The organism is Stenotrophomonas sp. GQ19 (assembly GCF_059758695.1).
This window is the reverse complement of the sequence record NZ_JCAXES010000008.1, coordinates 223,615-244,702: the sequence shown is the minus strand read 5'-3', so window position 1 is coordinate 244,702 and position 21,088 is coordinate 223,615. Positions and strand designations below refer to the sequence as shown.

Annotated in this window: 21 protein-coding genes; 9 read left to right on the top strand and 12 right to left on the bottom strand. The window is 67.5% G+C overall.

Annotated features, from left to right (window positions below; translation table 11 throughout):
* Positions 1–43: 43 nt before the first annotated feature.
* The 3 genes from AC6CHL_RS15795 (at position 44) to AC6CHL_RS15785 (ending at position 2,927) form a co-directional block, all read left to right on the top strand.
* Positions 44–1,231 carry a pyridoxal phosphate-dependent aminotransferase gene (locus AC6CHL_RS15795; protein WP_498295249.1) on the top strand — a complete coding sequence of 396 codons (1,188 nt, stop codon included), beginning with the start codon at positions 44–46 and terminating at the stop codon, positions 1,229–1,231.
* 138 nt (positions 1,232–1,369) lie between these two features.
* The gene (locus tag AC6CHL_RS15790) at positions 1,370–2,062 is read left to right on the top strand and encodes a hypothetical protein (protein WP_498295247.1); all 693 of its coding nucleotides are present in this window, start codon (positions 1,370–1,372) and stop codon (positions 2,060–2,062) included.
* Between the two features lie 172 nt (positions 2,063–2,234).
* Positions 2,235–2,927 carry a hypothetical protein gene (locus AC6CHL_RS15785; protein ID WP_498295245.1) on the top strand — a complete coding sequence of 231 codons (693 nt, stop codon included), beginning with the start codon at positions 2,235–2,237 and terminating at the stop codon, positions 2,925–2,927.
* A 333-nt stretch (positions 2,928–3,260) separates the two neighbouring features.
* On the opposite strand, the gene AC6CHL_RS15780 is transcribed toward AC6CHL_RS15785, so the two are convergent.
* Together AC6CHL_RS15780 and AC6CHL_RS15775 are read right to left on the bottom strand one after the other, a co-directional pair.
* Complete coding sequence (locus tag AC6CHL_RS15780) at positions 3,261–5,354, bottom strand: prolyl oligopeptidase family serine peptidase (RefSeq protein WP_498295243.1); 2,094 nt, start codon at positions 5,352–5,354, stop codon at positions 3,261–3,263.
* 34 nt (positions 5,355–5,388) lie between these two features.
* Positions 5,389–5,736 carry a hypothetical protein gene (locus AC6CHL_RS15775; protein WP_498295241.1) on the bottom strand — a complete coding sequence of 116 codons (348 nt, stop codon included), beginning with the start codon at positions 5,734–5,736 and terminating at the stop codon, positions 5,389–5,391.
* A gap of 161 nt (positions 5,737–5,897) precedes the next feature.
* Between AC6CHL_RS15775 and AC6CHL_RS15770 the strand changes: the two genes are divergently transcribed.
* Positions 5,898–6,503, top strand: a complete 606-nt coding sequence (locus AC6CHL_RS15770; RefSeq protein ID WP_038686152.1) for a lipocalin family protein — start codon at positions 5,898–5,900, stop codon at positions 6,501–6,503.
* 9 nt (positions 6,504–6,512) lie between these two features.
* On the opposite strand, the gene AC6CHL_RS15765 is transcribed toward AC6CHL_RS15770, so the two are convergent.
* From AC6CHL_RS15765 to AC6CHL_RS15745, 5 genes are all read right to left on the bottom strand, one after another.
* Positions 6,513–6,815 carry a HigA family addiction module antitoxin gene (locus AC6CHL_RS15765; RefSeq protein ID WP_038686150.1) on the bottom strand — a complete coding sequence of 101 codons (303 nt, stop codon included), beginning with the start codon at positions 6,813–6,815 and terminating at the stop codon, positions 6,513–6,515.
* 10 nt (positions 6,816–6,825) lie between these two features.
* Entirely contained in the window at positions 6,826–7,104 is a 279-nt protein-coding gene (locus tag AC6CHL_RS15760) for a type II toxin-antitoxin system RelE/ParE family toxin (protein ID WP_498295239.1), read from the bottom strand.
* A gap of 189 nt (positions 7,105–7,293) precedes the next feature.
* Positions 7,294–7,983 carry a methionine ABC transporter permease gene (locus AC6CHL_RS15755; RefSeq protein WP_038686148.1) on the bottom strand — a complete coding sequence of 230 codons (690 nt, stop codon included), beginning with the start codon at positions 7,981–7,983 and terminating at the stop codon, positions 7,294–7,296.
* Entirely contained in the window at positions 7,980–8,987 is a 1,008-nt protein-coding gene (locus tag AC6CHL_RS15750) for a methionine ABC transporter ATP-binding protein (protein WP_038686146.1), read from the bottom strand. The genes AC6CHL_RS15755 and AC6CHL_RS15750 overlap by 4 nt, the downstream gene beginning before the upstream one ends.
* Before the next feature lie 140 nt (positions 8,988–9,127).
* Entirely contained in the window at positions 9,128–10,024 is an 897-nt protein-coding gene (locus tag AC6CHL_RS15745; protein ID WP_038686144.1) for a DMT family transporter, read from the bottom strand.
* A 79-nt stretch (positions 10,025–10,103) separates the two neighbouring features.
* Between AC6CHL_RS15745 and AC6CHL_RS15740 the strand changes: the two genes are divergently transcribed.
* The gene (locus AC6CHL_RS15740) at positions 10,104–10,586 is read left to right on the top strand and encodes a YajQ family cyclic di-GMP-binding protein (RefSeq protein WP_038686143.1); all 483 of its coding nucleotides are present in this window, start codon (positions 10,104–10,106) and stop codon (positions 10,584–10,586) included.
* A 65-nt stretch (positions 10,587–10,651) separates the two neighbouring features.
* Here AC6CHL_RS15740 and AC6CHL_RS15735 read toward each other — a convergent pair whose 3' ends face one another.
* The 3 genes from AC6CHL_RS15735 to AC6CHL_RS15725 all read right to left on the bottom strand — a co-directional run bounded on the left by AC6CHL_RS15735 (position 10,652) and on the right by AC6CHL_RS15725 (position 14,473).
* Positions 10,652–11,752 carry a helix-turn-helix domain-containing protein gene (locus AC6CHL_RS15735; RefSeq protein ID WP_498295237.1) on the bottom strand — a complete coding sequence of 367 codons (1,101 nt, stop codon included), beginning with the start codon at positions 11,750–11,752 and terminating at the stop codon, positions 10,652–10,654.
* Positions 11,753–11,867: 115 nt separating this feature from the next.
* A complete protein-coding gene (locus AC6CHL_RS15730; protein ID WP_498295236.1) occupies positions 11,868–12,992 on the bottom strand; it encodes an NAD(P)-dependent alcohol dehydrogenase in 1,125 nt (374 codons plus the stop codon).
* Between the two features lie 14 nt (positions 12,993–13,006).
* On the bottom strand, positions 13,007–14,473 hold the full coding sequence (locus AC6CHL_RS15725) for a benzaldehyde dehydrogenase (protein WP_038686138.1): 1,467 nt from the start codon (positions 14,471–14,473) through the stop codon (positions 13,007–13,009).
* 254 nt (positions 14,474–14,727) lie between these two features.
* Here AC6CHL_RS15725 and AC6CHL_RS15720 point away from each other — a divergent pair, with 254 nt between their 5' ends.
* Both AC6CHL_RS15720 and AC6CHL_RS15715 read left to right on the top strand, forming a co-directional pair.
* The gene (locus tag AC6CHL_RS15720) at positions 14,728–15,321 is read left to right on the top strand and encodes a DUF1415 domain-containing protein (protein WP_448134453.1); all 594 of its coding nucleotides are present in this window, start codon (positions 14,728–14,730) and stop codon (positions 15,319–15,321) included.
* The gene (locus tag AC6CHL_RS15715; RefSeq protein ID WP_498295234.1) at positions 15,312–16,112 is read left to right on the top strand and encodes an SDR family oxidoreductase; all 801 of its coding nucleotides are present in this window, start codon (positions 15,312–15,314) and stop codon (positions 16,110–16,112) included. The genes AC6CHL_RS15720 and AC6CHL_RS15715 overlap by 10 nt, the downstream gene beginning before the upstream one ends.
* Before the next feature lie 314 nt (positions 16,113–16,426).
* On the opposite strand, the gene AC6CHL_RS15710 is transcribed toward AC6CHL_RS15715, so the two are convergent.
* Positions 16,427–18,460, bottom strand: coding sequence for a M3 family metallopeptidase (locus AC6CHL_RS15710; RefSeq protein ID WP_498295232.1), 2,034 nt, complete (start codon positions 18,458–18,460; stop codon positions 16,427–16,429).
* Between the two features lie 157 nt (positions 18,461–18,617).
* Between AC6CHL_RS15710 and AC6CHL_RS15705 the strand changes: the two genes are divergently transcribed.
* Positions 18,618–19,013 (top strand): hypothetical protein, encoded by a 396-nt coding sequence (locus tag AC6CHL_RS15705; protein ID WP_498295231.1) that lies wholly within the window; start codon positions 18,618–18,620, stop codon positions 19,011–19,013.
* A 195-nt stretch (positions 19,014–19,208) separates the two neighbouring features.
* On the opposite strand, the gene AC6CHL_RS15700 is transcribed toward AC6CHL_RS15705, so the two are convergent.
* Positions 19,209–20,321, bottom strand: a complete 1,113-nt coding sequence (locus AC6CHL_RS15700; RefSeq protein ID WP_038686130.1) for a PLP-dependent cysteine synthase family protein — start codon at positions 20,319–20,321, stop codon at positions 19,209–19,211.
* Between the two features lie 110 nt (positions 20,322–20,431).
* Here AC6CHL_RS15700 and gloA point away from each other — a divergent pair, with 110 nt between their 5' ends.
* Positions 20,432–20,959 carry a lactoylglutathione lyase gene (gene gloA / locus AC6CHL_RS15695; protein WP_498295229.1) on the top strand — a complete coding sequence of 176 codons (528 nt, stop codon included), beginning with the start codon at positions 20,432–20,434 and terminating at the stop codon, positions 20,957–20,959.
* Positions 20,960–21,088: the final 129 nt, after the last annotated feature.

Sequence of the window (21,088 nt, the reverse complement as noted above, 5' to 3'; positions counted from 1 at the left end):
AGCGGCAAGCCTGCCGATGGTCACTGCACCTATCATCGGCAGGATGAGCACCCCTACCCCCACGGCCGGCTACAGCCGCCGCAGCCAGGAAATCGAACCCTTCCACGTGATGTCGCTGCTGGCCCGCGCGCAGGCGCTGGAGCAGGCCGGGCACGACGTGATCCACTTGGAGATCGGCGAGCCGGATTTCACCACCGCCGCACCGATCGTGCAGGCCGGCCAGGCCGCCCTGGCCGCCGGCCACACCCGCTACACCGCCGCGCGCGGGCTGCCCGCGCTGCGCGAGGCCATCGCCGGGTTCTACCAGCAGCGGTACCAGCTGCAGATCGACCCCGAGCGCATCCTGGTCACGCCCGGCGGCTCAGGCGCGCTGCTGCTGGCCAGCAGCCTGCTGGTGGACCCGGACAAGCACTGGCTGCTGGCCGACCCCGGCTATCCGTGCAACCGCCACTTCCTGCGCCTGGTCGAGGGCGCCGCGCAACTGGTGCCGGTGGGCCCGCAGACGGCCTACCAGCTCACCCCCGCGCTGATCGAGCAGCACTGGAACGCGGCCAGCGTGGGCGCGCTGGTGGCCTCGCCGGCCAACCCGACCGGCACGGTGCTGTCGGCGCCGCAGCTGGCCGGGTTGTCGCAGTCGTTGAAGGCGCGCGGCGGCCACCTGGTGGTGGACGAGATCTACCACGGCCTCACCTACGGGATGGACGCGGCCAGCGTGCTGCAGGTGGACGACGAGGCCTTCGTGCTCAACAGCTTCTCCAAGTACTACGGCATGACCGGCTGGCGGCTGGGCTGGCTGGTCGCCCCACCACAGGCGGTACCGGACCTGGAGAAGCTGGCGCAGAACCTGTACATCAGCGCCTCCAGCATTGCCCAGCATGCAGCACTGGCCTGCTTCACCCCGGAAAGCATGGCCATCTTCGAACACCGCCGCGCGGCCTTCCGCGAGCGCCGCGACTACCTGCTGCCGGCGCTGCGCGCCCTGGGCTTCCGCATCGAGGTGGAGCCCGAAGGCGCCTTCTACCTGTACTGCGACGTCAGCGCGTTTACCGATGACGCGCAGGCGTTCTGCGCGCACTTCCTGGAAACCCAGCACGTGGCCTTTACGCCGGGGCTGGATTTCGGACACTACCGCGCCAACGCGCACGTGCGACTGGCCTACACACAGGAAGTACCGCGCCTGGAAGAAGCCGTGGCACGGATCCGGCGTGGGTTGGAGACGTGGGTGCGGTGACCGCGCTACGGCCCTCAACTACTTCAGCCGTCGCTTTGCCAACGCACTCACCACTACCGCCAATGGCCTCCCCACACTGCTCCAGCGCGCGAGCGCGGCGGCGCAGTTGGAGCCATTAGCGTCAATGAGGCGCAACGCATGAAGCTGCTGCACAATCTCACCCTGGTCGCCGCGCTGCTTGTGTCTGCCTGCACCGCTGAGTTGGCTACAGCGGGTCCCGCACCAACGCCACCAGAAACGCAGGTGGTTCGCTACAGGCTGGTCACGGTACCGCTGGCCGAGCCGCCTCCTCACCCTCCGAAGCGCGAGACACCACCACTCAGGCTTCTTGCGCCTAACTCATCGCGCGCGCACATTGTCGACAAGGGCGGGAACGAGATCAGACGAGCGCCCAAAGGCCGATCAATCGCTGAGATGAAGGTTAGCCCCAAGCGGCAATGGGTCCTGCTCTATTTCGGCGATGCGGACTATACGGTCGCCTCTGTCGACAGCCTCAAGGACATTGCCAAGCCACCGATGCAGCCAGCTGCAGCCGCCGATGCCACTGGTTTCAGATGGCTCCCACTCGATGATGATCGCCTGATCGGTTACGCACAGTTGCCTTCGCTCAAGCCGACGAAAGGTTTGACCGCGTCCGAGGCAGACGGGCTGCCACCCAGGGGCACACTGGTCTACATCTACACCATCGCCACCGGCGCCATGAGTTCCGTCGAAATCGACGAGTCGGTGCCACAGCCCTTCAGCATCTCCGACGATTCGGATGGGAACCTTGCCATTGAGCCTCATTCTGGGCTGACCGCCTTCGGGCTGAAGATCCTTCAGATCCCGTAGCCATGACACGAGGAGTGTGAATCAGGCGCGCGCTCCCGGCTGATCCGGGGTATCCATTGACGTAGACGGGAAGACGTTCATGGCGCTTTTCGCCTTGTCGCGCACGGCGGCACAGGTGGATCGGGCGCAGGACCGTTGCCAGTGCATTGCTTGAAGATCTGAGGCGCAACTCATGAAGCTGCTGCACAATCTCACCCTGGTCGGCGCGCTGCTCGTGTTTTCCTGCACCCCTGAGTTGGCGGCTTGCTCAACGGTATCAGCGGAACAAAAAGCAGGACACTACAAGCTTATTGCGCTGCCGCTGGAGCAAACATCGTCGCCAATCGGGAAGCGCGAGCCGCTGCCGTTCAGGCTGCGCGCGCCGGGTTCAGCGGAAGCACGCATTGTGGACGCAAGCGGTCAGTTGATCAGACCGGCGCCGGTCAATGGAACGATCTTCGGCTTTCGAGCGAGTCCGAATCGGCAGTGGGTCTTGCTCGATCTCAGCAACGCGGCGTATGTGGTCGCCTCCGTCGACAGACTCAAGGACATCGCCAGGCCACCCCAACGGCCGCATGCACCCGCCGACGCGACCGTCATCGAATGGCGCATCCTCGATGATGACCGCTTGATCGGTTACGCCGAGCTGCCTTCACTGGAGCCAACGAAAGGTTTGACCGCGTCCGAGGCAGACGGGCTGCCACCCAGGGGCACGCTGGTTTACATCTACACCATCGCCACCGGTGCCATGAGTTCCGTCGAAATCGACGAGTCGGTGCCACAGCCCTTCAGCATCTCCGACGATTCGTATGGGAACCTTGCCATTGAGCCTCATTCTGGGCTGGCCGCCTTCGGGCTGAAGATCCTTCAGATCCCGCAGCCATGACGCGAAGAGCGTGAATCAGGCACACGCTCCCGACTTCTTCGGGTGAAGGGGGCACGGCGGTACAGGCGGGTCGGGCGCGGGACCGTTGCCAAGGTGCCTCCCGGTGGCCAGGGGCGCCCGTACAGCCGTGCGCGCGTGCTGTTGTTTTGGAAGTGAAACGTCCCCGCCAATGGCACAACAACCAAAAAAACGCCGCGCATCTCTGCGCGGCGTCGAAATGGGGTGGAGCCAACCTGACGCCCCACCACCCGGAGGCGGACCGAAGCGGCCTTCGTTGAATTCCTGCGGCTACCGGGCCGATGGGCCATCCCAGCAGTCGAGCAACGCCCGACTCTACCGCAACTGCTCCCACAGGAAGCTATAGGCCAATGCCGACATGTGCGCGGCCTGCGCATTGTTGGCCGCGCCGCCGTGACCGCCCTCGATATTCTCGTAGTAGGTCACGTCCTTGCCGGCCTCGATCATCTTCGCGGCCATCTTGCGAGCATGGCCCGGATGCACCCGATCGTCACGGGTGGATGTCGTGAACAGCACCGGCGGGTAGGTCTTCTTCGAATCGAACAGGTGGTACGGCGAGAAGGTCTTGATGAACGCCCAGTCGGCCGTGTCCGGATTGCCGTATTCGGCCATCCAGGATGCGCCGGCCAACAGGTGGCTGTAACGCTTCATGTCCAGCAGCGGCACCTGCACCACCACCGCCCCGAACAGCTCCGGGTACTGGGTGAGCATGTTGCCGGTGAGCAGGCCACCGTTGCTGCCGCCCTGCACGCCCAGATGCTTGGCCGAGGTGAACTTGCGGCTCACCAGGTCGCGGGCGACCGCGGCCATGTCTTCATAAGCCTTGTGGCGGTTCTGTTTCAGCGCTGCCTGGTGCCAGCGCGGGCCATACTCGCCACCGCCGCGGATGTTGGCCACCACGTACACGCCGCCCTTCTCCAGCCACGCCCGGCCCATGCCACCCGAGTACGACGGGGTCAGCGAGATCTCGAAGCCACCGTAGCCATACAGCAGCGTCGGGTTGGAACCATCTAGCTTCATGTCCTTGGCATGCACCACGAAGTACGGCACGCGGGTGCCGTCCTTGCTGGTGGCGAAGTGCTGCTCGATCACCTTGCCCTCGGCATTGAAGAACGCCGGCATGGTCTTGAGCACTTCCGGCTGCTTGCCGATCTCGGCAATGGCCAGCGTGGTCGGGGTCAGGTAGTCGGTGACGGTCATCCACACCGCGTCGCTGTCATCGGCATCCACCGCACCCACGGCCACGGTGCCGAACGACGGCGCGCCGGTGAAGTCGCTCTTCTTCCAGCCGCTGTCGGTCGGGGTGAGCACGCTCAGGCGGCTCTTGACGTCATCCAGCACGTTGAGCACCAGATGGTTCTTCGTCCAGCTGCTGCCGGCCAGTGAGGTGGTGTCGGTGGGCGCGAACAGCACTTCAAAGTCCCGCTTGCCGGCCAGGTAGTCGTCCAGCTTGGTGACCAGCAACGAACCGGCGGTGTAGGTCTTGCCACCCACGGTCCACGCATCGCGCAGCTCCAGGGTCAGCCACTGCTTGCGCAGGCCTTTCTCGGCCGAGTTCGGCGCGTCGATCTTGGTCAGCGTGCCGTCGTCGCCGCGCAGGTAGATCTCGTTGTTGTAGAAGGCCAGCGTGCGGCTGACCAGGTTGCGCTCGTAACCGGGGGTGTCGTCGTGCATGGCCGCGATGTACATGTCATCGGGCTTGCCTTCGTACACCACGCTGGCGCTGGCCATCGGCGTGCCGCGCTTCCACAGCTTGGCCACGCGCGGGTAGCCGGAGGTGGTCATGGTGCCGGTGCCGAAATCGGTGTAGACGAACACCGTGTCGCGGTCGACCCAGTTCAGCCCGCCCTTGGATTCGGGGCGGAAGAAGCCGTCCTTGATCCAGGTCTTGTTGGCCAGGTCGAACTCGCGGGTGACATCGGCATCGGCGCCGCCGCGCGACAGCGCGATCAGGCAACGCGAATAGTCCGGGCGCAGGCAGTCGGCGCCGTGCCAGACCCAGTTCTCACCCTCGGCCTTGTTCAGGGCATCGAGGTCGAGCACGGTTTCCCAGCTCGGCGAGGCCTTGCGGTACTCGGCCAGCGTGGTGCGACGCCACAGGCCGCGCTCGTGCTGCTTGTCCTTCCAGAAGTTGTAGTAGTAGTCACCGATCTTCTGCACGCCGGGAATCTTGGCGTCCGAATCGAGCACCTCGCGGATGCTGGCTTCCATCTGCTTGAACGCCGGGGTCTGGGCCAGGCGGCCCTCCGACTTGGCGTTCTGCTGTTTGACCCAGTCCAGCGACTTGTCGCCGGTCACGTCTTCGAGCCACGCGTAGGGGTCGGCGGGGGTCTCAGCAGCCATGGCAGTACCTACCGCACCGGCGGTGATCAGGCCTGCCATCAGGCAGGCGGAAGCGATTTTGGACATTGCAGCTCCAAGCGGACATAAGCCCCGGACGCTATCACACCGCCCGGCCGGCGCTCCCGTGTCGAAGGTCAGGGCGCGCCACGCGGGTGCGGCGGCGGGCCTGCGGGCCACGGCGACGGCCACTGCTGCGGCGGCGCAGCAGCGCCATTGGCAGGCGGAACCGGTACAGGCTCCACCAGGCCAGCCACGGCATGCCCACCAGCCACAGGGGCAGCCAGCCCAGCCATTCGCTGCTGCCGCGTGCCGCCGGCCACACCAGCACCAGGGCCAGCCCGGCCAGGGCGGCCTGCCGGACCCCGCGCAGTACCTGCGGATCGGGGGTGCTGGCCAGGCGTGCGGCGGCCTGTGAACGCGGGGAATGACGCGACGACGACAAGGGCATGACACGACTCCGTGCGAAAGTGATGCGTCACCTTGCCGTGCCACCATCTCACCGGCTGCGACCTGTTGCCGCAACCGGCACGGCAAGCATGAACGCCACCATTGACGTTCTCCGCTGTCCCACCCACCATGCCCGTGCCAGCCACTGGAGCCTTCTGCCGCATGTCTCTGAACCGCCCGCTTCGCGCTGTCCTGTTGCTGTCGACGCTGTCGCTGCTGTCCGCCTGCGCCTTCCGCCACGAGGCCAAGCCGAGCCCGGCACCGGTGGCCACCGAAGCGACTGGCGCCCCCATCGACCTGCAGAAGTTCATGGGCACCTGGTATGTGATCGGCCGGGTTCCCAACCCGATCGAACGCGGCCATGTGGCCAGCGTCAACGAGTTCAGCCTGCGCGGCGACCAGAAGGTGTCCATCACCTATCGGTACCGCAACGGGTTCTCCGAACCGCTCCAGGAGCTGACCGTGCGCGCCTCGGTGGATGAGGAAAGCGGCAACCACAACTGGCGCACCTGGTTCTACAAGATCGTGCCGACCCACACCCGCGTGCTGGAAGTGGCCCCGGACTATTCGTGGGCGATGCTGGGCTACCCCGGCCGCGAGATGGCCTGGATCTTCGCGCGCCAGCCGGACATGGACAAAGAGCTCTACAAGGAACTGGCCACCCGCCTGCGCGACGAGTACGGGGTCAATACCGACAAGCTCAAGCGCGTGCCGCAGCACCCCGAGCAGGTGGACCGGCTGGGGTATGAGGTGCCGAACGTCCGGTAAGCGTGGCGGTCAGGCTGCCTCGCGCGGCTGCACCCTGCGCTCGATTTCCTCGCGGGTCGGCAGCGTCTTCAGATCGTACTCGGCCTGGAGGGCCAGCCACGACGCGGCGTCCCCACCGAAATGACGTGCCAGGCGCACCGCGGTATCCGCCGTGACGCCGCGGGTTTCATGCACGATGGCATGCAATCGCGTAGGCGGCACATCCAGCGCCCGTGCCAGCGCAGTAATGCTCAGCTGCAACGGCAGCAGAAACTCCTCGCGCAGGATTTCGCCCGGATGGACGGCCCTGAGGTTGTTGGTGGGGCGGCTCATGGATGGCACCTCAGTGGTAATCGACGATCTCGACATCACGCGGACCGTTGTCGGTCCAGACAAAACAAAGTCGCCACTGCGCGTTGACGCGGATGCTGTGCTGCCCGCGTCGGTCGCCGTACAGCGCTTCGAGCTGATTTCCGGGCGGGCTGCGCAGGAACTGCAGCGTCTGTGCAGCATCCAGCATCTGCAGTTTGCGCTCGGCCAGTGACTGGAACGCACGAAATTGTCGAGGGCATCGTCCCGCAAACAGCGCGAGCGTGTGACGGCATCGGAAGGATTGAATCATTCCGCGCAGCGTATTACGCGAAACGGAATATAACACAGGTGCCCGTCACGCAATGATGCGCTGGTCGAGCACCTGATCAATCGAATCTGTGCAGGCTGCCGCCCTGGCATTCCAATGGGCGGCACGACCTGGGGCCTGGCCCAGCCGCCGCTGAAGGTGGCGTACCGACCAACGGTCGGTACCTACCGGTTACTTCCGGCTGTAGTGGGACACCAGCCAGTCGCCCAGCATCTGCAGGATCTGCACCAGTACCAGCAGCAGCACCACGGTGACCAGGGCCACGTCGGTGTGCGAGCGCTGGTAGCCGTCGCGGAACGCCAGGTCACCCAGGCCGCCCGAGCCGATCGCGCCGCCCATCGCGGTGAAGCCGATCAGCGCGATCACCGTGACCGTGGCACCGGCAATCAGGCCGGGCCGCGCTTCGGGCAGCAACACCCGGGTGACCAGCTGCCAGGTGGTGGCGCCCATCGACTGGCTCGCTTCGATCACGCCACGGTCCACTTCGCGCAGCGCGGTTTCCACCAGGCGTGCGTAGAACGGCGCCGCGCCGATCACCAGCGGCACGATCGCACCGCGCACACCCAGTGAGGTGCCCATCATCCACAAGGTGAGCGGAATCAGCACGATCATCAGGATGATGAAAGGGACCGAGCGGAGCAGGTTCACCAGCACCGCCAGTGCGCCGTACAGTACCGGCTTGCGGTGCAGCTGCGGCGAGCCGGTCAGAAACAGCAGCACGCCCAGCGGCAGGCCGATGGCCAGCGTCAGCGGCAGCGAGCCGCCGAGCATCAGCAGGGTATCCAGCGTGGCCTGGCCGATATCGGCCCACTTGCCCGCATCCAGATGGCGGAAGAACCCGCCGGCAGTACCCAGCATCATCGACGCAGCTCCTCAAGGTGGACACCGGCGGCCACGAAGCCGGCCTGCGCGGCCTGCACGTCGCCGCCCACCAGCGATACCGTCAGCTGGCCGTAGGGGGTGTCCTTGATCCGGTCGATACGGCCGGACAGGATGTTGTAGTCCACGCCGGTTTCGCGCGCGATGCGGCCCAGCAGCGGTTCGTAGGTGTCCGCGCCGAGGAAGGTCAGGCGCACGATACGCCCGGCGACCGCCTCGAAGTCCTTGTGCAGCTCGCCCTCGTCCACCTGCTCCGATTCGCTCACGAAGCGGCGCGTGGTCGGGTGCTGCGGGTGCAGGAACACCTCGGTAACCGGGCCGGTTTCCACCAGGTGGCCGGCATCGAGCACGGCCACGCGGTCGCAGACCCGGCGGATCACGTCCATCTCGTGGGTGATCAGCACGATGGTCAGGCCCAGCTCGCGGTTGATCTTGCCCAGCAGCTTCAGCACCGAAGCGGTGGTCTGCGGGTCCAGTGCACTGGTGGCTTCATCGCACAGCAGGATCTGCGGGCGGGTGGCCAGGGCGCGGGCGATACCGACGCGCTGCTTCTGTCCGCCGGACAACTGCGCCGGGTACTTGGTCGCGTGTGCTTCCAGGCCAACGGTATGCAGCAGTTCGTCCACGCGCGCGTCGATCTCGGCGCGCGGGGTACCGGCCAGCTCCAGCGGGAAGGCGACGTTGGCCGCCACCGTGCGCGAGGACAGCAGGTTGAAGTGCTGGAAGATCATGCCGATGCGACGGCGCAGCGTACGCAGGCCGTCGGCGTCGAGCGCGGTGACGTCTTCGCCGCTGATCAGCAGGCGGCCGCCGGTGGGTTCCTCGAGCCGGTTGATCAGGCGGATCAGGGTCGACTTGCCTGCCCCGGAGTGGCCGATGATGCCGAATACCTCGCCGGCCTCGATGGTCAGGTCCAGCGGCTGCAGCGCGGCGATCGCGCGTCCGCCGACGGCATAGGATTTGTGCAGGCGCTGGAACTCGATCACTTCGCGGTCAACCGGGCATCGACGGGAGGGGGCGTGCAGCCTACCAGCGCGGGGCGGCCCTGGCCCGCGCGGCTGTGCGGAATGATATTCCGTTTGGTTCTAAGCCGGCGTGATCGGGGCCAGGGACGGCCCTGCCCGGCTCAGGGATGGTCCAGCGGCGCGGGCGCCTGGACCTGGCGGACCCGCTCCCGGTGCAGCAGGTACAGGCCGGAGGCGACGATGATGGCCGCACCCAGCCAGGTGAAGCGGTCCGGCAGCGCGCCCCAGAACAGCAGGTCCCAGCCGATCACCCAGACCAGCCCGGTGTATTCCAGCGGCGCGATCAGCGAGGCCTCGCCCAGCTGGAACGCGCGGGTCAGGGCCACCTGCCCGCCGGCCCCGGCCAGGCCCATGCCGGCGATCAACGCGGCGTGGCCCAGCTGCAACGGCTGCCAGTCGGGGATGGCCAGCAGGCCGGCGCCCACGGCCATGATCACCAGGAACCAGACCACCATTGACTGCGGGGTGTCGGTGCGGGTGAGCATGCTGACCGTGATGGCAGCCACGGCATAGGCGGTGGCGGCCAGCAGCACCATCAGGCCCGGCACCGAGATGAAGCCCCCCACGCCCGGCCGCAACACCACCAGCACCCCGACCAGGCCGATGCCGATGGCGATCCAGCGCCGCGGGCCGACGTGTTCGCCCAGCAGCGGCACCGACAACGCGGCGATCAGCAGCGGGGCCACGAAGTAGATGGTGTACGCGGTAGACAGCGGCAGGCTGCGCAGGGCGTAGACGAAGCAGCCGATCATCGCCATGCCCAGCGCCCCGCGCAGCAGGTGCAGGGCCCAGCGCTTGGGCACCAGCGAGCGCGGGCCGGCGGTGGCCAGCACCCAGACCAGCACGAACGGCAGCGAGGCCGCGCCGCGCAGGAAGGTCACCTGCAGGGTGGGATAGCTGCTGGCAAGCTGCTTCATGCCGGCATCCATCAGCGAGAAGCAGGCCACGGCCATCAACATCCAGGCGACGGCGCGGGAGGGGGATTTCTGGGTGATCATTGCCCATTATCGCCACGATCGGCGGGCCGTCCATGCCGGGGTGGTTAGAATGACGGCATTCACCCGTTGGAGTTTCCCCATGCCTTCCTTTGACGTCGTTTCCGAAGTCAACACCCACGAACTGACCAACGCGGTCGACCAGGCCAACCGCGAGCTGTCGACCCGCTTCGATTTCAAGGGCGTGGAGGCCAAGTTCGTGCTGGAAGACAGCGTGATCAGCCAGTCCGCGCCGAGCGATTTCCAGCTGCAGCAGATGACCGACATCCTGCGTGCGCGCCTGATCGCGCGCGGCATCGACGTGCGCTGCCTGGAGTTCGGCGACGTCGAGACCAACCTGGCCGGTGCGCGCCAGAAGGTGACCGTCAAGCAGGGCATCGAGCAGAAGGTCGCCAAGCAGATCGCGGCGAAGTTGAAGGAAGGCAAGTTGAAGGTGGACAGCCAGATCAATGGCGACAAGCTGCGCGTCAACGGCAAGAAGCGCGACGACCTGCAGGATGCGATCGCGCTGCTGAAGAAGGAAACCTTCGAGGTCCCGCTGCAGTTCGACAACTTCCGCGATTGATCGCACCCGATCGCCTGCGTGACCCCGGACGGTAGTGCCGGCCGCTGGCCGGCAACCCCGCACCCCTACCCGCGCAGGTGCCGGTACAACGTCGTCCGCGAAATCCCCAGCTGCCGTGCCGCCGCCGCAATGTTGCCGTGGTGCGCGGCAACCGCCTCACGCACGCCCTGCGCGTTGAGCGCACGCAACGATGGCGCAGCCGCCTGACCCGCCGCAGCCTCAATCCGCACGCCCGCGCGCGCCGCCACCGGCCCGCGCAGGTACTGCACATACACCGCCGTGTCTTCGCCGATACGCACCCGGTGCGCAGGTCCGGCCTGCAGCAATCGCCGCCGCTGGTGCACGCTGGCGCCGGCGAACAGGCCCTCCAGCGCAAGCAGCGGCAACGGCCCGCGCCGTGGCAGGCCGAACAAGCGGCGCGCCACCCGGTTGGCTGCACGCACGCGGCCGTCTTCCTCGACCGCCAGCAACCCCTGCAACGGTGACTGCAGCCAGCGCGCATCATGCTGCACGGCCAGCAGGTGGCAGGGCCGGTGTTCGATCATCAGCCGGTTTTCGGTGGACAGCGCCGCCTGGCGGAAATAGCCATGCAGCAGTTCGGCATCGCGGTCGCCGGTGCCGGTGATGTCCAGCGCGCCCAGCACTTCCCCATCGAGCCCATGCAGCGGCACGCTCAGGCAGAACACCGCGGCGAACCGGTCCAGGTAGTGTTCATTGCCGCGCACCAGCGCGGGCGCGTCGTCGGCCAGGCTGCAGGCCGGTGCGGTGGTGCCGATGTCGATCTCGCGCAGTCGCCGGCCCACCTGGATCGGGCGCAGCACCGGCACATCGGCCAAGCCATGCTCGCGCTGGGCCACGATCATGCCCCCGGCGTTGACGCAGAACAGCGTCCATTGGCGGCCACCGAAGGCGGCCCAGAGATGGTCGAGGTCATCGCGCACGCAGCGCGCCAGCCGGCGGTCGGCCGGGTCGTCCAGGCGTGGCCCGGATGCGGCCAACGGGGCGTAATGCGGTTCCTGGCGCGGCTGCACGCCGGCCAGCCGCGAGCGCTCCCAGGAGCGCTGCACGGACGGGGCCAGCAACGACTCAGCCAGGGCCCCGCCGTCGGCGAAACGCTGGCGCGCCGCTGCCAATGCCTGTTGCTGCTCCAGCTGCATGCCGCCCATGGGATCCTCCAAACCGGATCTGGAGCGTACACCCGCCAAGCTGACTGACTGCACCGTCGCAGGCCCCACGGCCTGCGACGCAGCGTTTCATCGTGCTGCCGGCCAGCGGCCGGCACTACCCGATGGTCAGGATCGGCTTGAGCGTGATGCCGCGGGTGCTGTCTTCGGCGGCCTGGTTGATCTGGTCAAGCGGGTAGAACTTCACCAGTTTGTCGAACGGGAAACGGCCCTGCTGGTACAGCTGCACCAGCTGCGGAATGAACACCTTGGGCACGCTGTCGCCTTCGACGATGCCGCGGATGCTGCGCCCGCCCAGCAGCAGGTTGTTGACGTCGAACTCGGCCTTGGTGCCCAGCTTCGGCGCGCCCACCACGCCGATCACACCGCGCCCGCCCAGCGCTTCGATGCCCTGCGCGAGCACCTCGGGGCGGCCGGTGGATTCCAGTGCGAAGTTGGCTCCGCCACCGGTGATCTCCCGCACGGCGTCGACCACATCGACCTCACGGCTGTTGATGACATGGGTGGCGCCCAGCTCTTTGGCCAGTTCCAGGCGCGACGGCACCACATCGATGGCGATGATGGTGGTCGCACCGGCCACGCGCGCGGCCATCACCGCGCTCAGGCCCACCGCGCCCGCGCCGAAGCTGGCAAAGCTGCTGCCGGCAGTGACCTTGAGCGAGTTGATCACCGCACCGGCACCGGTCTGGATGCCGCAGCCCAGCGGACCCAGCAGTTCGATCGGGGCGTCGTCGGGCACCTTGATCGCGTTGTTCTCGCGGCTCAGCGCATACGTGGCGAACGAGGACTGCGCAAAGAAATGATCGTGCAGCGGGTTACCGTCCGGGTCCTGGATGGCGGTACTGCCGTCCAGCGCGCCGCCGCCGAAATTGAGCCCGAAGAAATCCTTGCAGTACGCGCCATGCCCGCCGCTGCACGGATTGCAGTGGCCGCAGGCGCCGTAGGTGAGCACCACGTGGTCGCCCACCTTGAGGTCTTTCACGCCCGGGCCGAGCGCTTCGACGATGCCCGCGCCTTCATGCCCGAGCACCGCCGGCAGCGGCACCGGGTAGTACTGGTCACGCACGATCAGGTCGGTATGGCACAGGCCGGTGGCGATCACGCGCACCAGCACTTCGTCGTCCTGCGGGGCGCGGATGCGCGCCGGTTCGATGGTGAAGGGCTGTTCTTTCTCGCGCACCACGGCCACGGTGATGTCGCGCAGTTCTGCTGTAGCGGTCATGCTCGTTTCCTTGTTCAGATCGGGTAGGCGGGCGCTTCGCCCTTGACGGTCAGCCACTGCCACTGGGTGAACTCGTCGATGTTGGACGGGCCCCCGATGCTGGTGCCGTTGCCGGACGCGCCCACCCCGCCGAACGGGTTGATCACTTCATCGTTCACGGTCTGGTCGTTGATGTGCAGCAGGCCGGTGCGCAGGCGTTCGCCCAGCTTCAGCGCGCGGCCCACGTTGCTGGACACGATCGCCATCGACAGGCCGTACTCGCTGTCGTTGGCCAGCTCCACGGCCTCGTCGTCGGTGTCGAACGGGACCACCACCGCGACCGGCGCGAAGATCTCTTCGTGGAAGGCGGGATTGTCGCGGCCCACGTCACTGAGCACGGTCGGCTCGAAGAACAGGTCCTGGTAGCTGCCGCCGGTGGCCAGCGTGGCACCGGCCGCCTGCGCGTCGGCCACGATCTTCGCGGCATGGTCGCGCTGCTGGGCATTGATCAGCGGGCCGATGGCCACATCGCCGGTGGCCGGGTTGCCGACCTTGAGCGATTTCGCCTTGGCCACCAGCTTTTCCAGAAAGCGCGGATAAAGGCTGCGCTGGACCAGCACGCGGCCGGTGGCCATGCAGATCTGGCCCTGGTGCAGGTACACGCCCCACGCGGTATTGGCGATGGCCAGGTCGATGTCGGCGTCGTCCAGGATGATCAGCGAGTTCTTGCCGCCCAGCTCCAGCGACACCTTCTTGAGGTGCTTGCCGGCCGCTTCGCCCACCTTGCGCCCGGCACCGGTGGACCCGGTGAACTGGATCATCGCGATGTTCGGGTCGCTGGTCAGCGCGGCACCGGCCGCACCGTCACCGGGCAGCACATGCAGCAGACCGGCCGGCAAGCCGGCCAGTTCGAACAGCCGCGCGATCACGAAGCCACCGCACACCGCGGTGCGCGGGTCGGGCTTGAGTACCACCGCATTGCCCAGTGCCAGCGCCGGGGCAACCGCACGCATGGCCAGGTACAGCGGGAAGTTGAACGGGGCGATCACGCCGACCACGCCCAGCGGACGGCGGCGGGCCAGGTTCAGGCGGCCGGGCTCGGACGGCAGTACTTCGCCGATGCTGCGCGACGGCAGCGCCGCAGCTTCATGCAGCGCCTTGGTGTTCACCTTGGCCTCAAAGCCGGCCTTAAGCCGGGTTGAACCGCTCTCGCGGACCAGCCATTCCACGATCTCATCGTTGTACTGCTCGGCCAGCTGCGCAGCGCGGCGCAGCACCTGGGCGCGGGTTTCGTAGGGGGCGGCGGCCCAGTCGCGCTGGGCGGTGGCGGCGGTGCTGGCGGCGGCGGCGATGCCGGCCGGGTTGGTCATTGCGATCTGGCCCAGGGCGGTGCCGGTGGCCGGTTCGATCACGTCCTGGGCGCTGGCGCCGGACTGCCACTGGCCGTCGAACAGCTTGCCGGACCACAGCGCGGTGGGGAGGAATTCCGAGGTTGCATGCATCTGTTGGCTCCTTTTGACGAAGCACGGCCGCATGGCCGTCTTCTGCACATGGTTCACCCTGGCATTGGATACCTGCCGCGCCGCACTGCCTATTGGCCGTGCGTGGGAAACGCGCAAGCCCCTGCCGGTAAAGGATTTTCAAGCATGCCCGGTGTCCAGTTAATGGACAGTGGTGTCCATGCCAACGGCGCCACCACGCGTGCGTGCGGCCATGCGCCGTACAATCGCCTGCCCAGCCCGCGATACCGCCCGCCATGAATGATCACGCCTTCACCGACGACAGCGCCCCGGACGGCACCGACTTCATCGCCGAAACCCGCACCTGGCTGGAGCAGATCGTGATCGGGCTGAACCTGTGCCCGTTCGCCAAGGCGGTGTATGTAAAGAACCAGGTGCGATTCGTGCTCAGCGATGCCACCACGCCTGAAGCGCTGGTGGAAGAGCTGGCCGAGGAGTTGCTGCGCCTGCGCGACACCTCGCCGGAAGAGACCGACACCACGCTGATCGTGCACCCGTACGTGCTGACCGACTTCCTGGACTACAACGATTTTCTCGACAACGCCGACGCGGCGATCGAGGCGCTGGACCTGCAGGGCATCCTGCAGGTGGCCAGCTTCCACCCGCAGTACCAGTTCGAGGGCGTGGCGCCGGACGATGTGAGCAACTACACCAACCGCTCGCCCTACCCCACCCTGCACCTGCTGCGCGAAGACAGCGTGGAACGTGCGGTGGCGGCGTTCCCGGACCCGGACGTGATCGTGGAGCGCAACATCGAGACGCTGGACAAGCTGGGCGTGGAAGGCTGGACCCGCCTGCTGGGGCGCAAGGACAACTCGCGATGCCACTGACGCCGCCGATCACCGACTGGGCCGCGCAGCCGCTGCGCGACCGCGTGGTGATCGTCACCGGCGGTGCGCAGGGCGTGGGCCGCGGCATCGCGCAGGCGGTGCTGGGCGCAGGTGGCAGCGTGGTGATTGCCGACCTGGATGCCGACGCTGGCAAGGCCTGCCTGAAAGAATGGGCGCTGCCCGAGCGGGCGGCCTTCCAGCGCGCGGACGTGGCCCGCGAGCGCAGCGTGCAGGCGCTGATGAAAGCCGCGCTGAAGCGTTTCGGGCGCATCGACGGGCTGGTCAACAATGCCGGCATTGCCGCGGCGCATGGCACCCCGTTGGCGCAGATGCCGCTGGCCGAATGGCAGCGCCGGTTGTCGAGCCTGCACGGTGCCTTTCTGTGCAGCAAGCACGCGCTGCCGGCACTGCGCGAGCACGGCGGGCGCATCCTCAACATCGCCTCCACCCGCGCCGGCCAGTCCGAAGCGGACAGCGAAGCCTATGCGGCGGCCAAGGGCGGGCTGGTGGCCTTTACCCATGCGCTGGCGATCAGCGAAGGCCCGGCCGTGCGGGTGAACTGCATCAGCCCGGGCTGGATCACCACCGACGCCTGGCAGGCTCCCGCGCGACGGCGCACGACGAAGCTGTCGCGCCGCGACCACGCCCAGCACCCGGTAGGCCGCGTGGGCCAACCGGAGGACATCGGCGCGCTGGCGGTGTTCCTGCTGTCGGACCTGTCCGGCTTCATCACCGGCCAAGACCATGTGGTGGACGGCGGCATGACCCGGAAGATGATCTACGCCGAATAGCGGGGCGTACCGACCCACGGTCGGTACCTACCGTGGGTGCCGTCTGCATGTGATTGATGGCGCGCGCACCGACCAACGGTCGGTGCCTACCGGGGTGGCATGCACGTGTGATTGACGGGTGTGCGTACCGACCAACGGTCGGCGCGCATCGGCGTCGGACACACGGTCACGATGCCCGGTAGTGCCGGCCGCTGGCCGGCTCTGCGCTATCCCACCGGCGCACGGTGTCATGCATCCCGGGGAGCCGGCCAGCGGCCGGCACTACCGGGATCATGCCATGTGCATTTCGAGCGGCCGGCACCACCGCATCGGCATCACGCCATGCCGTTATGCCGCAGCAGCGCATCCACGTTCGGTGCACGCCCGCGGAAGGCGGCGAAGTTTTCCGCCGCACTGCGGCTGCCACCGCGCGACAGCACTTCGTCGCGGAAACGCTTGCCGGTTTCCGCCACCTGGTCCGGTGCCTCTTCGAACGCGGCGTAGGCGTCGGCGCTGAGCACTTCGGCCCACTTGTAGCTGTAGTAACCGGCGGCATACCCGCCCGCGAAGATGTGGCTGAACTGATGCGGGAAGCGGTTCCAGGCCGGCGGCCGGTTCACCGCCACCTCGTCGCGCACGCGTTCCAGCAGCTGCAGCACGGTGTCCTGGACCGGGTCGAAGCTGCTGTGCAGCTGCATGTCGAACAGCGCGAATTCCAGCTGGCGCACGGTGAACATGCCGCTCTGGAAGTTGCGCGCGGCCAGCATGCGGTCGAACAACGCGCGCGGCAGCGGTTCACCGCTGTCCACGTGCGCGGTCATCGCCTGCACACGCGCCCACTCCCAGCAGAAGTTCTCCATGAACTGGCTGGGCAGCTCCACCGCGTCCCATTCCACGCCATTGATGCCGGCCACGCCCAGCTCGCCGATGCGGGTGAGCAGCTGGTGCAGGCCGTGGCCCATTTCGTGGAACAGGGTGGTCACGTCGCTGTGGCTGAAGGTGGCCGGCGCGCCGTCGGCGCCCTTGCCGAAGTTGCACACCAGGTACACCAGCGGCGTCTGCACGCCCTGGGCGGTGTCACGCCGGTTCCGGCAGTCATCCATCCACGCACCGCCGCGCTTGCCCTCGCGTGCGTACAGGTCCAGGTAGAACTGGCCGACCAGCGCGCCCTGCGCATCCACCAGGCGGAAGAAGCGCACGTCCGGGTGCCACACCGGCGCGCTGTCGGGCTGCACCTGCAGGCCGTACAGGCCTTCAATCACGCCGAACAGACCGGCCAGCACCTTCGGCTCGGTGAAGTACTGCTTCACCTCCTGCTCGGAATAACTGTACCGGGCCTGCTTGAGCTTCTCGCTGGCAAACCCGAGGTCCCACGCTTCCAGCGCGGGCAGGCCGAGTTCGTCGCGGGCGAAGGCATCCAGTTCGGCACGGTCGCGCTGCGCGTGCGGCTTGGCGCGCGCGGCCAGGTCACGCAGGAAGCCGAGCACCTGGTCGGCGTCCTCGGCCATCTTGGTGGCGATGGAATACGCGGCGTAGTTGGCAAAGCCAAGCAGCGCGGCCAGTTCCGCACGCAGGGCCAGCACGCGGTCGATGTTGGCGCTGTTGTCCAGCGCGGCATCGCCGAATTCCGAGGCACGCAGTGCGTTGGCGCGGTACAGCGTTTCGCGCAGCGGGCGATGCGTGGCGTAGGTCAGCACCGGCAGGTAGCACGGCATCTGCAGGGTCAGCTTCCAGCCGGGGAGCCCGTCCTTTTCGGCGGCGGCGCGTGCGGATGCGACCACGTCCTCGGGCAGCCCGTCCAGCTCGGCGCGGTCTTCAACGTGCAGCGACCACGCGTCGGTGGCGTCCAGCACGTTCTGCGAGAACTTCGCCGACAGCGCCGACAGCTCTTCCTTGATCGCACTGAAGCGTGCCTTGGCGTCGTCGTCCAGCTCGGCACCGCCCAGGCGGAAATCGCGCAGCGCGTTGTCCAGCACCTTGCGCTGGGCCTCATCAAAACCGGCGGCTTCGGGAGCCGCCGCCAGGCGCCGGTACTGCTCGAACAGCGCCAGGTTCTGGCCGAGCGCACTGCCGAAGCGGGTCACCTTGGGCAGGGTGGCGTTGTAGGCCTCGCGCAACGCCGGCGTGTTGACCACGCCCTGCAGGTGGCCCACCTGGCCCCAGGCGCGCCAGAGGCGTTCGGTGGCATCGTCCAGCGGCACCACGAAGCTGGCCCAGGTGACCGGGCTGACGGTTTCGGCGGCCTTCACTGCGGCCTCGGCGTCGGCCAGCAACGCGTCGATGGCCGGGCCGATGTGCTCGGGCTGGATCGCGTCGAAGCGCGGCAGGCCGGAAAAGTCGAGCAGGGGGTTGGTGGGGGTCACAGGCATCTCCAGACAACGGGGCCGCACAGCGGCATTCGCCCACGATATGGCATCGCCCCCACCCCGGCACAAGCCCTGCGCCGGTACGGCACGCCGATGTTCACGCGCGGCTGACGGCGCCGGACCGACGCTGAAGGCCCCACCGTAGCGGTCCGGAGCGATCATGGATGATGTCATCCACACCCTGCCGGCGTTCGCGCTGATCGGCACGGCCAGCCACGCCGAACTGGACTGGATTGCCGCGCTGGGCCACCCCGACGAACAGGCGCGCCACCGCACGGCGCTGCAACAGGTGGTGGGGGCGCAGCAGGGCCGGCTGCACGAGGACCAGCTCTGGTATCCCTACGAAGTGATCGAACGCGGCGCCGCGCGTTATGCGCCGGGCCATGAGCGCGAATTTGTCCTGTGCACGCTGCTGGTCATCCTGGCCGTGCAGGCCGGCCAGCGCCTGGACGTGGACCTGGCCCTGCAGTTCGACGACCTGGCGGCAACGTATGAAACGCTGCCGCCGGTACTGCGCGACACCGTCCTGGACGCCTACCAGCGCGTACAGGCGTAGAGCCGACCGTTGGTCGGCTGCCGTCCCGCGCGCACAGGGGGTAGAGCCGACCGTTGGTCGGCTGACGTCCCGCGCGCACCGGGGTAGAGCCGACCGTTGGTCGGCTGATTTCCGGCGTCACGGCAAGAGCAGCCGACCAACGGTCGGCTCTACCTGCTGAAGGCAAGAGCAGCCGACCAACGGTCGGCTCTACCTTCAGTACAACCCTTCCAACGACGCACACGGCAGTTCCGGCAGCCCCTGCCCGGCAACCGCCGCGGCAATCAGCGCGTCGGCCTGCTCCACGTCGATGCCCTGGCGCGGGTACCAGTCCGGGTTGTAGTAGCTGTGCGCGTAGCGCTCGCCGCTGTCGCACAGGATGGTCACGATCGAGCCGCTGCGGCCGGCCTTGCGCATCATCTCCGCCGCCTGCAGCACGCCGATGAAGTTGGTGCCGGTGGAGCCGCCCACGCGGCGGCCCAGCTGCCGGCTCACATGCCGCATCGCGGCCAGGCTCAGGGCATCGGGCACCTTCACCATGGCATCCACACTGGTCGGAATGAAGCTGGATTCCACCCGCGGCCGGCCGATGCCTTCCACGCGCGAGCCGCCACTGCAGGTCAGCTCGCGCCACGGCTGCCCGGCCAGGGCTGCGCAGTAGCCGTCGTAGAACACCGACACTTCCGGGTCGGCGCACAGGATGCGGGTGTCGTGCCGGCGATAGCTGACGTAACGGCCCAGCGTGGCCGCGGTGCCGCCCGTGCCCGGACTGCACACGATCCACTCCGGCACCGGGTGCGGCTCTTCGGCCATCTGCTTGAAGATGGACTCGGCAATGTTGTTGTTGGCGCGCCAGTCGGTGGCCCGCTCGGCGTAGGTGAACTGGTCCATGAAGTGGCCGCCGGTGTCGCGCGCCAGCTTCTCCGAATCGCAGTTCAGGTCGCAGGCACGCTCGACCAGGTGGCAACGGCCACCATGGAACTCGATCGCAGCGATCTTCTCCGGTGACGTAGTGGCCGGCATCACCGCGATGAACGGCAGGCCCAGCAGCCGCGCGAAGTACGCCTCGGACACCGCCGTGGAGCCGCTGGAGGCCTCGATCACCGGGCGTCCCTCGCGCAGCCAGCCGTTGGCCAGCGCGTACAGGAACAGCGAGCGCGCCAGACGGTGCTTGAGACTGCCGGTGGGGTGGCTGGACTCGTCCTTGAAATACAGGTCGATGCCGGCATGCCCGGGCAGATCCATCGGGATCAGGTGGGTATCGGCCGAACGGTTGAAATCGGCTTCGATCTTGCGGATGGCGGCAGCCACCCATTCACGCTGCGACATGGCCAGGACTGTGCAAGGAGACGCAGCATTCTACGTCGCCTTGCAGTCCCCCCGCTAAAATGGACGCCATGGCCGTGAACCCACGGCCCCCGCTGCCACAGGATTCCCCCATGAGCGTTGCTTCCCTGCAGTCCCAGCCCGGCGTTGCCGCCCAGCCGCCGGCCGAAACCACCGGTTTCGTGTTCAACCACACCATGCTGCGCGTGAAGGACATCGCCGCCTCGCTGGACTTCTACACCCGGGTGCTCGGCTTCCGCCTGATCGACCAGCGCGACTTCGCCGAAGCCCAGTTCAGCCTGTACTTCCTGGCCCTGCTGCCGGCCGAAACCCAGATCCCCGAGGGCGATGACGCGCGCCGGGTGTGGATGGCCGGCATTCCCGGCGTGCTGGAGCTGACCCACAACCACGGCACCGAAACCCAGCCGGGCGCGGTGTACCACGACGGCAACAGCGACCCGCGCGGCTTCGGCCACATCTGCGTGTCGGTGCCGGACATCCAGGCCGCCTGCAAGCGCTTCGATGACCTGCAGGTGCCCTACCAGAAGCGCCTGGAAGACGGCCGCATGAAGCACCTGGCCTTCATCAAGGACCCCGACGGCTACTGGGTGGAGATCATCTCCAACACCCCGACCGCCTGATAGCGCTGCATCCGGTAGGTGCCGACCGTTGGTCGGCACACCGTCGCCGCGTCGGCACCCCGCCACCGGGTCAGCAACGTGCACGCGGCGGACATGCCGCCGCGTCGGCACCGGTGGTATACCTGCGCA

Bases quoted from the DNA above. Each gene is read 5' to 3' on its own strand.
- AC6CHL_RS15795 (WP_498295249.1), top strand. From the start codon at position 44: ATGAGCACCCCTACCCCCACGGCCGGCTACAGCCGCCGCAGCCAGGAA.
- AC6CHL_RS15790 (WP_498295247.1), top strand. From the start codon at position 1,370: ATGAAGCTGCTGCACAATCTCACCCTGGTCGCCGCGCTGCTTGTGTCT.
- AC6CHL_RS15785 (WP_498295245.1), top strand. From the start codon at position 2,235: ATGAAGCTGCTGCACAATCTCACCCTGGTCGGCGCGCTGCTCGTGTTT.
- AC6CHL_RS15780 (WP_498295243.1), bottom strand. From the start codon at position 5,354: ATGTCCAAAATCGCTTCCGCCTGCCTGATGGCAGGCCTGATCACCGCC.
- AC6CHL_RS15775 (WP_498295241.1), bottom strand. From the start codon at position 5,736: ATGCCCTTGTCGTCGTCGCGTCATTCCCCGCGTTCACAGGCCGCCGCA.
- AC6CHL_RS15770 (WP_038686152.1), top strand. From the start codon at position 5,898: ATGTCTCTGAACCGCCCGCTTCGCGCTGTCCTGTTGCTGTCGACGCTG.
- AC6CHL_RS15765 (WP_038686150.1), bottom strand. From the start codon at position 6,815: ATGAGCCGCCCCACCAACAACCTCAGGGCCGTCCATCCGGGCGAAATC.
- AC6CHL_RS15760 (WP_498295239.1), bottom strand. From the start codon at position 7,104: ATGATTCAATCCTTCCGATGCCGTCACACGCTCGCGCTGTTTGCGGGA.
- AC6CHL_RS15755 (WP_038686148.1), bottom strand. From the start codon at position 7,983: ATGATGCTGGGTACTGCCGGCGGGTTCTTCCGCCATCTGGATGCGGGC.
- AC6CHL_RS15745 (WP_038686144.1), bottom strand. From the start codon at position 10,024: ATGATCACCCAGAAATCCCCCTCCCGCGCCGTCGCCTGGATGTTGATG.
- AC6CHL_RS15740 (WP_038686143.1), top strand. From the start codon at position 10,104: ATGCCTTCCTTTGACGTCGTTTCCGAAGTCAACACCCACGAACTGACC.
- AC6CHL_RS15735 (WP_498295237.1), bottom strand. From the start codon at position 11,752: ATGGGCGGCATGCAGCTGGAGCAGCAACAGGCATTGGCAGCGGCGCGC.
- AC6CHL_RS15730 (WP_498295236.1), bottom strand. From the start codon at position 12,992: ATGACCGCTACAGCAGAACTGCGCGACATCACCGTGGCCGTGGTGCGC.
- AC6CHL_RS15725 (WP_038686138.1), bottom strand. From the start codon at position 14,473: ATGCATGCAACCTCGGAATTCCTCCCCACCGCGCTGTGGTCCGGCAAG.
- AC6CHL_RS15720 (WP_448134453.1), top strand. From the start codon at position 14,728: ATGAATGATCACGCCTTCACCGACGACAGCGCCCCGGACGGCACCGAC.
- AC6CHL_RS15715 (WP_498295234.1), top strand. From the start codon at position 15,312: ATGCCACTGACGCCGCCGATCACCGACTGGGCCGCGCAGCCGCTGCGC.
- AC6CHL_RS15710 (WP_498295232.1), bottom strand. From the start codon at position 18,460: ATGCCTGTGACCCCCACCAACCCCCTGCTCGACTTTTCCGGCCTGCCG.
- AC6CHL_RS15705 (WP_498295231.1), top strand. From the start codon at position 18,618: ATGGATGATGTCATCCACACCCTGCCGGCGTTCGCGCTGATCGGCACG.
- AC6CHL_RS15700 (WP_038686130.1), bottom strand. From the start codon at position 20,321: ATGTCGCAGCGTGAATGGGTGGCTGCCGCCATCCGCAAGATCGAAGCC.
- gloA (WP_498295229.1), top strand. From the start codon at position 20,432: ATGAGCGTTGCTTCCCTGCAGTCCCAGCCCGGCGTTGCCGCCCAGCCG.